The 10,772-nt window shown below is 74.8% G+C and carries 9 protein-coding genes; 3 read left to right on the forward strand and 6 right to left on the reverse strand.

Annotated features, from left to right (window positions below):
- Positions 1-73: 73 nt before the first annotated feature.
- Positions 74-988: an EamA family transporter RarD gene (gene rarD / locus M0P34_RS09410; protein WP_291498660.1), complete on the reverse strand. Its 915-nt coding sequence runs from the start codon at positions 986-988 to the stop codon at positions 74-76.
- 278 nt (positions 989-1,266) lie between these two features.
- On the opposite strand from rarD, the gene M0P34_RS09415 reads away from it, so the two are divergent.
- The 3 genes from M0P34_RS09415 (at position 1,267) to M0P34_RS09425 (ending at position 5,710) form a co-directional block, all read left to right on the forward strand.
- Positions 1,267-2,256 carry a phosphotransferase gene (locus M0P34_RS09415; protein WP_291498661.1) on the forward strand — a complete coding sequence of 330 codons (990 nt, stop codon included), beginning with the start codon at positions 1,267-1,269 and terminating at the stop codon, positions 2,254-2,256.
- A gap of 64 nt (positions 2,257-2,320) precedes the next feature.
- Positions 2,321-3,496, forward strand: coding sequence for an aminoacetone oxidase family FAD-binding enzyme (locus tag M0P34_RS09420; protein ID WP_291498662.1), 1,176 nt, complete (start codon positions 2,321-2,323; stop codon positions 3,494-3,496).
- Positions 3,497-3,733: 237 nt separating this feature from the next.
- Positions 3,734-5,710 carry a FapA family protein gene (locus tag M0P34_RS09425; RefSeq protein WP_291498663.1) on the forward strand — a complete coding sequence of 659 codons (1,977 nt, stop codon included), beginning with the start codon at positions 3,734-3,736 and terminating at the stop codon, positions 5,708-5,710.
- A 36-nt stretch (positions 5,711-5,746) separates the two neighbouring features.
- Here M0P34_RS09425 and M0P34_RS09430 read toward each other — a convergent pair whose 3' ends face one another.
- From M0P34_RS09430 to M0P34_RS09450, 5 genes are all read right to left on the reverse strand, one after another.
- Positions 5,747-7,408, reverse strand: coding sequence for an NAD+ synthase (locus tag M0P34_RS09430; RefSeq protein WP_291498664.1), 1,662 nt, complete (start codon positions 7,406-7,408; stop codon positions 5,747-5,749).
- A gap of 31 nt (positions 7,409-7,439) precedes the next feature.
- Positions 7,440-8,402 (reverse strand): chemotaxis protein, encoded by a 963-nt coding sequence (locus M0P34_RS09435; RefSeq protein ID WP_291498665.1) that lies wholly within the window; start codon positions 8,400-8,402, stop codon positions 7,440-7,442.
- Positions 8,403-8,442: 40 nt separating this feature from the next.
- Positions 8,443-9,288 carry a 4-hydroxy-3-methylbut-2-enyl diphosphate reductase gene (gene ispH, locus M0P34_RS09440; protein ID WP_291498666.1) on the reverse strand — a complete coding sequence of 282 codons (846 nt, stop codon included), beginning with the start codon at positions 9,286-9,288 and terminating at the stop codon, positions 8,443-8,445.
- A gap of 45 nt (positions 9,289-9,333) precedes the next feature.
- Positions 9,334-10,311: a tRNA-dihydrouridine synthase family protein gene (locus tag M0P34_RS09445; protein WP_291498667.1), complete on the reverse strand. Its 978-nt coding sequence runs from the start codon at positions 10,309-10,311 to the stop codon at positions 9,334-9,336.
- Between the two features lie 145 nt (positions 10,312-10,456).
- The coding region (locus tag M0P34_RS09450) for a hypothetical protein (RefSeq protein ID WP_291498668.1) at positions 10,457-10,772 on the reverse strand (316 nt) is incomplete at its 5' end.

The raw sequence follows: 10,772 nt of genomic DNA on the forward strand, positions 1-10,772 counted from the left end.
CGGGCCTGCGGGCTGGGCGCGCGGTCCGGGCAGGCGGCGGGCGGCCCGCACGCGCTCCGGCCCGGGGCCGTGCTCAGTCCTGGCGCGGCGCCCCGCCGCGCGCAGGGCGCAGGCTGCGCAGGCCGTCGGCGGTGTACAGCGCCACTCCGGCCCAAATGAGCAGGAAGGTGACCATGTGCGCGGGGCTGAAGGGCTCGCGGTAGACGAAGACCCCGAGCAGGAACATGCCCGTGGGCGCGAGGTATTGCAGCACGCCCACCGTGGCCAGCCGCAACCGGCGCGCCGCGAAGGCGAAAAGCACCAGAGGCGTGGCCGTGACCACTCCGGCCCCGGCCAGGAGCAGGTCCGTGCTCCAGCCCAGGTGCCCCAGGGCGCCCGTGCCCTCGGCCTCGAGCAGCCAGAGGTAGGCCGAGGCGGGCAGGGTCAGCACCAGGGTCTCGAAGAACAGGCCGTTGATGGATTCCACGGCGGCCACCTTGCGCACCAGCCCGTAGAGCCCGAAGCTGCCCGCAAGGGCCAGGGCCAGCCAGGGCGCCCGCCCGAAGTGCCAGACCATGTTCAGCACCCCCGCCGCAGCCAGCAGGATGGCCACCGTCTGCACCCGGCGCAGCCGGTCGCGGAAGACCACGAACCCCAGCAGCACGTTGACCAGCGGGTTGATGTAGTAGCCCAGGCTGGACTCCACCACATGGCCGTTGTTCACCGCCCAGATGTACAGGAACCAGTTGCCCGAAACCAGCACGCTGGACAGGGCCAGCAGCAGCACGTCGCGCCGCGAGCGCAGGGCATGGGCCACCCCGGGCCAGCCGCGCCGCAGGGTGACCAATAGCGCCAGGAAGACCAGGGACCACACGATGCGGTGGCAGAGCAGCTCCAGGGGCGCGACGGCGGCCAGGGCCTTCCAGTACATGGGCAACAGGCCCCAGATGAGGAACGCGGACAGCCCGGCGGCGATGCCCGCGTGGGACGGGGAGGGGAGCGAAGGCATGGTCCTTCCGTGGATGGCAGGGGGTGGACGGATGGCGGCACTCTACCCCTTGGCGCGGCGGCGTCAAGCCGTGGGCGCGGGCGGTAAGGGCCCGTGGGCCGGGAGTTTCCCCCTGTCCGCCCGGGGCCGGGGGCGGCGCGCGCCCGGGCGATGCGGTATGGCACAATTGCTGATCCTTCCTGGCCCTTAGAGGCAGCGCGCGCCGGGGGGGTGCGGTTTCCCGCCGGGCTCCCGGCGCGGCGCTTCCCCGCCGGGGCCTGCTCTGCTATGAGGGCGCCATGCCACACGTCATCCCTCCCGGGGCCGCACCCGCCGCCCCGGCTGCGCCACCCTGGGCCGCCGAGGCCCTGGACGCCTTCGGCCTGGACCTTGCGCGCCTGCGCCCCGACCTGCCCCTGCCCGCCAGCCCCGAGCGCTGCGCCCTGCGCGCGGCCGTCCAGGACGCCCGGGGCGGGCTGTGGGTCCTGGAACGTCTGCTCCCCGGGCAGCGGGCCCGCCGCGAGACCGTGGCCCGCGTGCAGCGGGCGCTGGCCGCCGCCGGGCTGGAGGGGGTTCCCGCCTGGCTGCCTGCGCGGGCCGGGGGCCATGTGGCCGTGGCCGGGGGGAGCCATTGGCAGGTCGCGCCCTTTGTCCCTGGCGATCCGCTGCCCCGCCCGGCCTATGTGGAGGACCCGGGGCGCGGCGCGGCCCTGGCGCGCTTCCTGGGCGCCATGCGCGCCGCCAGCGCCCCGGCCCTGGCCCACGCCGTCCCGGCGGCGGACCTGCCCGCTTTCGCCCGCGCCCTGCGCGCCACCCTGGGGCGCACCCGCCCGGCCCTGGGCGCGGCCCTGGATCCGGTCCTGGCCGCCCTGGCGCCGTTGTTCGAAGCCTGGCCCGACCTGCCGCAGGGCCTGGCCCACGGCGATTTTCATCCCCTGAACGTCATCTGGCGCGGCCAGGGGCTGGCGGCGGTGGTGGACTGGGAGTTCACCGGCCGGGGGCCCGACCTCTACGACGCCGCCAACCTGCTGGGCTGCGTGGGCAGCGAGGATCCCTCGGCCCTGGGCCGGGGCCTGTGCGCGGCCCTGCTGGCCGGACTGCGCGAAGGCGGGGTGCTGCGCGCGGACAACGCGCCCTGGCTGCATCCGCTGCTGCTGGCCGTGCGCCTGGCCTGGCTTTCGGAATGGCTGCGCAAGGACGACCGCGAGATGCTGGACATGGAGCTGGCCTACCTGGACCTGCTGGCGCGCAGCCGCGCGGCCCTGGAGCGGGCCTGGGGGCTGGCGTGAGCGCGGCCCGTCCCCTTGCGGGCCAGGAGCCCTGCGCCGCGGGCGCTCCGGGAGGGGCCCGGCCATGAGCGCCTGGGACGTGATCGTGGCCGGGGCCGGGGCCTCGGGGCTGTTCTTCGCCGCGCGGGCCGCGCGGCGCGGGCTGGCGGTGCTGGTGCTGGACCACGGGAGCGCCCCCGCGCGCAAGGTGCGCGTCAGCGGCGGCGGGCGCTGCAATTTCACCAACCTGGACATGGGCCCCGAGCGCTACCTGTGCGCCAATCCGCACTTCACGCGTTCGGCCCTGGCGCGCTTCACGCCCTGGGACGCCGTGGCCTGGCTGGGCGACCACGGCCTGGGCTACGAGGAGAAGGCCCCGGGGCAGCTGTTCTGCGCCCAGGGCGCGGCGGCCGTGGTCCGCGCCCTGGAGGCTGATTGCGCGGCCGCCGGGGTCCGCCTGGACCTGGGCGTTCCCGTGCGCGCCGTCCAGCGCGAGGGCGACGGGTTTTCCGTGGCCACCGGGCGCGGCGTCCTGGGCGCCCGGGCCGTGGCCGTGGCCACGGGCGGGCTGTCCTGGCCCGGGGTCGGCGCCTCGGGGCTGGGCTTCGAGGTCGCCGCGGCCCTGGGGTTGCGCGTGGTGCCGCCGCGCCCGGCCCTGGTGCCCCTGGTCTGCGGCCACTGGCCCTACGCCGACCTCGCCGGGGTGGCCCTGCCCGTGCGCGCGGCCTGCGCGGGCGCGGCCTTCGCCGGCGACCTGCTCTTCACGCACAAAGGCCTCTCCGGGCCGGTGATTTTGCAGATATCCTCCTTTTGGCGGCGCGCGGAGGCCCTGACCATCGACCTGCTGCCCGGGCGCGACGCCGCCGCGCTGCTGGCCGCCGCCCGCGCCGCCAGGGGCCGGGGCCGGACCCTGGTGCGCAATTTCCTGGCCGCGCACCTGCCCGCGCGCCTGGCCGCGCGCCTGCCCGGCGCCCTGGCCGACACCCCCCTGGCCGATCTCGCGGCCCCGCAACTGCGCGCCCTGGCCCAGGCCCTGAACGCCTGGACCGTCCTGCCCACGCGCAGCGAAGGCTGGGCCAGGGCCGAGGTCACCGCCGGGGGGGTGGACACCGCCGGACTCTGCTCCCGGACCATGACCGCCCGTCATGTTCCCGGCCTGTACTTCCTGGGCGAGGTTCAGGACGTGACCGGGCAGCTTGGCGGCTACAACCTCCACTGGGCCTGGGCCAGCGCCCACGCCGCCGCGCTGGCCGCGGGCTGAGCCCGGGCGCCGGGCGGGCCGCCCCGGGGCGGAGCCCGGTTTTCCCTTTGCAGGCCCGTGCCGGGGGTGTTACCACCAGGATGGATCGACTCCATCCCCTTGCGTCCCTTGGCAATCGCGCTGGGGACGCGGGAACAGCCCGCCGGTGGGTGTATCATGGTCTTCAAGCGCCTTCTGCCCCTGCCAACCTGTCCGCCCGAACATCCCGAGCGGCCCGGACGCTCCGGGCGGCCCGCATTGTCTGATGCCGCCGGGGCGTCGCAGGCCGGCGAGCCCGCCGACGCGGAGCCGGACGAGGGCGACGCCCTGGTCGGCGTGGCGCTGTCGGCGGACCGCATGGCCCTTGCCGTGAGCTGCCACACCCCGGCGCGGGGGCGGGGGCGGCCCGTGGACGGCCCGGCCTTGCGCCGGGCCGCGCGCCGGGCCGGGGTCTCGGCGGAGCTGGACCCCCGGGCAGTGGAGCGGGCGGTGGAGCTGCTGGCTTCGGGGGGCGATCCGCGCGGCGTGGTCCTGGCCCGGGGCGTTAAGCCCGTGGCGGCGCGCGACGCCATGCTCGAGGCGCTGGTGGACCTGGGCCGCCCGGTGACGCCGGGGATGGCCTTCGCCCGGCTGCATCCGGCCCGCGAGGCCCGGCCCGGGCGCGACCTGACCGGGGCGCCGCTGGCCCCGCCGGAGGCCCCGGCGCCCGTCGACCTGGCCCCGGGGCCCGGCGCGGGCTGCCGCCTCGGGGCCGACGGCGTTCTCGTCGCGGAGGTGGCGGGCATGGTGCGGGTGGCGGACGGCGCCGTGCGCGTGGCGCCGCTGCTGGAAATCTCCGAAGACCGCCTGCGCGTCGAGGCCACCCTGCACGGTTTCGACGCGGCGGGGGCGCGGATGACCCTGAGCCGCGTGGAGCAGGAGCTGGAGCGGCTGGGGGTCGTCCAGGGCATCGACCTGGACGCGGCCACCCGGGCGCTGGAGGATGCCTGGGCCACGGGCCGCGCCGTGCCCGGGGTGGCGCTGGCTTCGGGGCGCGCGCCGCGCCACGGCGAGAACGAGCGCCTGGAGATGCTGCTCGAAGAACGCAACGCCCTGGGGCGGCTGGATTCCCAGGGCCGCCTGGACTACCGCGAGCGCGGATTCAGCCCCGTGGTCGAGGCCGGGCAGGAGATCGCGCGGCTGCATCCGCCCACCCCCGGCGAGCCGGGGGTCGACGTGTTCGGGGCGGAGGTCCCCGCACGCCACGGGCGCCCCCTGGGGCTGCGCCTGGGCCGGGGGGTGGAGCCCGACCCCGGCGACGGCGCCCTGCTGCGCGCCACCCTTACCGGGGTTGTTTTGCACCTGCGCAACCTGCTGGAGATTTCCGATCTGCTGGTGATTCCCGGCAATGTGGACCTGGCCACGGGGCATGTGCGCGTGCGCCAGGGGTCGGTGCATGTGCGCGGCGGCGTGGGCTCGGGGTTTGCCGTGCAGGCGCCGCACAGCGTGCTGGTGGACGGCACGGTGGAGGACGCGGCGATATCGTGCGGGGGCGACCTTGTGGTGCGCGGGGGCATCGCCATGTCCGGCGAGGGGCCCGCGCCTGGGGCCGAGGGCCCCGGACTTGTGGTCGGCGGCTCGGTGCGCGCCCTGTTCGCCCAGAACGCGCGCATCACCGCCGGGGGCGACGTGCTGGTGGCGCGCTACATCGCCCACAGCAACGTCCACGCCGGGTTCATGGTCCGCGCCGGGGGCATGGTGCGCCTGACCGACACGGGCGGGCGGATCATGGGCGGCACGGTGGTGGCCGGGCGGGGCATCGAGGCCGGCGAGGCGGGCTCGGTCATGGGGGTGGCCACGGTGCTGGTCCTGTCGCAGGACGCGCCGGAGGCCAAGCCGTTGGTGGACGAGAAGCGCGCGCTCAAGCGGCGACTGGCCCAGATCGACGCCGGGCTGGCCAAGCTGACGCCCGAGCGCATCGCGGCCCTGACCCCGGCCCGGCGCCGGACCCTGGACCAGGCCGTGGAAATGCGCCAGGCGCTCCGGGCGAGGGTGGACGCCGTGGGCCGGGCCCTGGCCGAGCTGGCGCGCACGCTGATCGAGACCGTGGAGGCCGCGCGGATCACCGTGCGCGGCACGGCGCACCCGGGGGTGGTGATCAAGATGGGCGGGGCGGCCCTGCGCCTGGAGGAGCCCATGCAGGGCGTGGCCTTCACCTGGAGCCGCCGCACGCGGAGCATCAAGGTCCTGCGCTGAGGGGCGGCGCCACGGGCGGCGCAAGGGGCGGCGGGATCAGGGCCGCAGGCGGCAGGCCAGGGGCATGCGCCAGCCGGTGCCGAAGGCGCGGTCGGTGATCTTCAGCCCCGGGGCGGCCTGGCGGCGCTTGAATTCCGCCCCGGCCACCAGGGCGGCCACGCGGCGGACCAGGGCCGGATCGAAGCCCCGGGCCGCGACCTCGTCGGGGCTCTGGCGGCGTTCCACCAATCCTTCCAGGATCGGGTCCAGCACAGCGTAGGGCGGCAGGGAGTCCTCGTCCTTCTGGCCGGGGCGCAGCTCCGCCGAGGGCGGCTTGGCGATGACGGCCTCGGGCACGACCTCGCGGCCCTGGCTGGCGTTGAGCCAGCGGCACAGGGCGAAGACCAGGGTCTTGGGCACGTCGGAAATGACGGCCAGCCCGCCGGACATGTCGCCGTAGATGGTGCAGTAGCCCACGGCCAGCTCGGATTTGTTGCCCGTGGTCAGCAGCAGGGCCCGGCGCTTGTTGGACAGGGCCATGAGCAGGTTGCCCCGGATGCGGGCCTGGATGTTCTCCTCGGTCACGTCGGGGGCCGCCCCCGCGAAGGCCGGGGCCAGGGCCGCGTCGAAGGCGGCCATGAGCGGGGCGATGGGCAGGGTCAGGGTCTCGATGCCGAGGTTGCGGGCCAGGGCCAGGGAGTCGTCCACGCTGCCCGGGCTGGACCACGGCGAGGGCATGAGCACGCCAAGGACGTTTTGCGGCCCCAGGGCCTGGGCGGCCACGGCGGCCGTCAGGGCCGAGTCGATGCCGCCGGACAGGCCGAGCAGCACCCGCGAGAAGCCGCATTTGCGCGCGTAGTCGCGCGTGCCCAGCACCAGGGCGCGCCAGGTCTCGCTTTCGGGGCCGAAGTCGTCGCTCTCCACCCGGCCTGCGGCCTGCGGTGCGCCTGTGCCGTCCAGGTCGACCACCAGCAGGTCCGTGTCGAAGGCCCGGGCGCGGGCGAGCAGGGCGCCGTCGGGCCCGAAGGCCATGCTGCGCCCGGCGAAGACCAGGTCGTCGTTGCCGCCGACCTGGTTGGCGTAGACCACGGGCAGGCGGTATTTGGCGGCCAGGTGCCCGAGCATCCGCTGGCGCACCCGCTGCTTGCCCAGGGTGAAGGGCGAGGCCGAAAGGTTGACTGCCACGTCGGCGCCCAGGGCGGCCACGGCCTGCATGGGGTCGCCGGGGTAGCGGCGGTGCTCCCAGAACTGGGAGTCGTTCCACATGTCCTCGCAGATGGTCACTCCCACGCGGCGCCCGCACAGGTCGAAGCAGCCCGGGCCGGGCCCGGGCTCGAAGTAGCGGTCCTCGTCGAAGACATCGTAGGTGGGCAGCAGGGTCTTGGCGAAGCGGGCCTCCACGCGCCCGGCGCGCAGCAGCGCCGCGCCGTTGCGCAGCGGGCGCCCGGGCCCGGCGGCGTTGGCCCAGGCCGTGCCCACCAGCACGGGCGGCTGGTCGGCCAGCTCCCGGGCCAGGGCCGTCAGGCGCTCCTCGGCGGCCGTCGCGAAGGACGGCGCCAGGAGCAGGTCGCGCGGGGGGTAGCCGAGCAGGGCCAGCTCGGGCGTCAGGCACAGGTCCGCCCCCTGGGCGGCAGCGGCGCGCACGCCGTCGGCCACCAGGGCGGCATTGCCGCGCAGGTCGCCCACCGTGGGGTTGGCCTGGATCAGTGCGATGCGCATGGCGGCGGAAGCGGCGCGCGGCGGGGCGGCCTCAGCCCCGAGCCTCGGCGCCCATGCGCTCCTCGATGATCTGGCGCGCGCGCAGGGCCAGCCGGGAGACCTCGGGCTTGGAGACCTGCTCGTCGGCACCCACGGATTCGCCCTTGTGGCGCAGCTTGTCGGTGATCAGCGAGGAGAACAGGATCACCGGCAGCTTCTTGAGCATCGGGTCCTGGCGCACGCGCACGGTGAGGTTGTGGCCGTCCATGCTGGGCATCTCGATGTCCGACACCAGGACGTTGACGTAGTCCCACAGGGGCCGGTCCTCGCGCTGGGCCGTGTCGCGGATGCGCTCCAGGCGCTCCCAGGCCATGCGGCCGTTGACCACGGTCTCCACGCTGAAGCCGGCCTTTTGCAGCAGGTCCTTGAGCATCTCGCGCACCAGGGCCGAGTCGTCGGCCACCAGGGCGCGGTAGCCCTGGCCGGGGGACCAGTCGATGTTCTCGTCCAGGCGCAGGCCGAGGCTGGGGTTCAGGTCGGCCACGATCTTCTCCAGGTCGAGGATGAAGACGATGCGGCCTTCGAGCTTGACCACGCCGGTGATGGAGTTGTTGGACAGGGAGGAGACGTAGCGGTTGGGCTGCTCCACGGCCTCCCAGCTGATGCGGTGGATGCGCGTGACCCCGGAGACCAGGAACGCCGTGGTCACCTGGTTGAACTCGGTGACCACGACCTTGGGCGAGTCGGCCTCGGTGCGGTTCTTGCCGAGCCACATGGCCAGGTCCACCAGGGGGATGATGTGCGAGCGCTGGTTGAAGGCGCCGAGCACCGAGGGGTGGTTGACCTCGGGCATCTCGGTGATCTTGGGCTTGCGGATGATCTCCAGGACCTTGGCCACGTTGACGCCGTAATACCCCTGGTACGAGGCCCCGGAGGGGGACACCTCGTCGATGTAGAATTCGACGATTTCCAGCTCGTTGGTTCCGGCTTCGAGGAGAATGTTGGTCTGGGACATGGAGCCTCCGGTGCGGCCTTGGGGCGGTCGCGCGGTGCGGTTAGAGCGCCGTGAGCAGGGCGCGTACTTCCTCTATCGTCTTATCATGGGTGGAGGCGCCCGCTGTCAAGCCGACAGTCCGGCAACCCGCGAAATCGGCGGGGTCCAGCTCGGCGGCGGTCTCCACATGCACGCAGGGCACGCCCTGCTGGCTGACGACCTTGGCCAGGCGGCGGGTGTTGCCGCTCTCATAGCCGCCGACCACCACCATGCGGTCCACCGTGCGGGCGATGGCGATGGCTTCCTCCTGGCGCACGCGGGTCGCGTCGCAGATGGTGTCCAGCACGGGCACCGCGTGCGTCGCGTGCGCCCGGACGTAGTCCCGGATGCGCTGGAAAACCTCCTGGTCCTGGGTGGTCTGGGCGGCCAGGACGTAGTCGCGTCCGGGCTCCAGCTGGCCCTCCAGCTCCTCCAGGCCGCCGAAGACCAGCGCCTCGGTGGAGGCGTAGGACAACAGGCCCTGCACCTCGGGGTGGTTCTCCTCGCCGTAGAGCAGCAGCGTGCGTCCGTGCTGGGTCTGGCGTTCGATGAGCAGCTGGGCCTTTTTCACCTTGGGGCAGGTCGCGTCCACGACCTGCACCCCGTGGGCCTCCAGGGCGCGCTCCACGCCGACGGGAACCCCGTGGGCGCGGATGACCACCGTGGAGCAGGGCGGCGCCTCGCCCGGGCCTTCGATACGCCGCACGCCGCGCCGGGCGTACATCTCGAGCACCTGGGGGTTGTGGATGATCGGCCCGAGGGTGCAGATGGGCCCGTCGGGGGCGTTTTCCAGCAGGGAGTCCAGCCGCTTGAGGGCCAGGCTGACGCCCATGCAGAAGCCGGCGGTTTCGGCGAGTTTGACGTGCATGCGGATTCTTCCGGGGTTGAGAATGCCAATCTGCTGAATATGGAACTATTGCTGGGGCCTGTCCAGGAGAAAAGCGCAGACCAGCCCGTCCAGCTCCTCCCAGGTCCGGCAGTGGACCAGCCGGGCGCGCAGGGCGCGCGAGCCGGGCATGTGGCGCACATAGCGCGGAACGATGGTGCGCATCTGCAGGAGGGCGTGGCGCTCGCGCAGGTGCTCGCGGGCCAGGGCCGCGTGCCTGCGGATGACCGCCGCCAGCTCCGCCGGGGAGGGGGCGGGCAGCTCGCGTCCGGCCAGCAGGGCCGAGTGCCGCGCGAAGATGGACGGCCCGTGCAGCGCGCCCCGGGCGAACATGACCCCGGCCGCGCCGGTTTCGCGCAGGCAGCGCACCCCGGCCTCGGGGGTGAACAGGTCGCCGCTGGCCAGGACCGGCACGTCCACGGCCCGGACCAGGGCCGCAAGGCACGACCAGTCGGCCTCGCCGCCGTAGCCCTGGCGGGCGTGGCGCGGGTGCAGGGCCAGCCAGGCCGTGCCCGCGTCGGCCAGGCGCCTGCCCAGCTCCAGGTAGTTGTCCTGCCCGGCGGCCCAGCCCCGGCGCAGCTTGACCCCGCACCGGCCCGGCCCGGCCAGGGCGGCCATGCGCCCGGCGATGTCCACCAGCAGGTCGGGGGTGTTGTGCAGGGCGGCCCCGGCCCCGGTCTTGACCACCTTGCGCACCGGGCAGCCCGCGTTGAGGTCGAACCAGCGGAAGCCCCGCTCCAGCAGCGCGGTCATGGCCCGTTCGATATACTGCGGCTCCGAGCCGAAGAGCTGCACCACCAGGGGCGCGTCGGCGGGGGTGGTGGCCAGCAGGTCGTCGGTGCCGGGGCTGTCGTGGCACAGGCCCTTGGCGCTGACCATCTCGGTCACGGCCACCGCGGCGCCGTGCTCGCGGCACAGCAGGCGGAAGGGCAGGTCCGAGAATCCGGCCAGGGGCGCGAGCCAGGGTGCGTCGGGTGCGATGGGCGGGCTGTCGGGGTGGCGCATGGGACCGTGGGCTTGAGGTGGGCCCCGGAGCGGGGCATCCCGGGCGCCATAGCACCCCGGGGCGCGAAACTCAAGGCGCGGGACGCGGGCGCAGCCCGGCCCGGCGGCCTGCGGGGATGGGCCCCGGGGCCGGGGCGTTGCGGGCTCAGACCCGGCGCGACAGCCTGGGCCGGGCTCCGGCGGCGCGCAGCAGGGCGGCCAGCGCTCCGGCCCGGGCCGGGGCGGGCAGGGGCGCCGGGGCGAAGAGGCGCACCCGCTCCCCGGGCCAGCCCCCCGCGCGCAGGGCCAGCAGCAGCTCGGCGGCCTTGTCCGGATGCTCGGCCAGCAGCCGGGCGCTGGCCCGGGTGGCGCTTTCCAGCAGACGCAGCTCGCACTGGCCCGGGCCGGGCACGGCAAAGGAGAAGGTTGTCTCGGTGACGGCCTCGCCCCCGGGCCGGGCCGGGCGCCCGGCCACGAGCATC

This window comes from Desulfocurvus sp. (assembly GCF_023230885.1).
Classification (GTDB): Bacteria; Desulfobacterota; Desulfovibrionia; order Desulfovibrionales; family Desulfovibrionaceae; genus Desulfocurvus.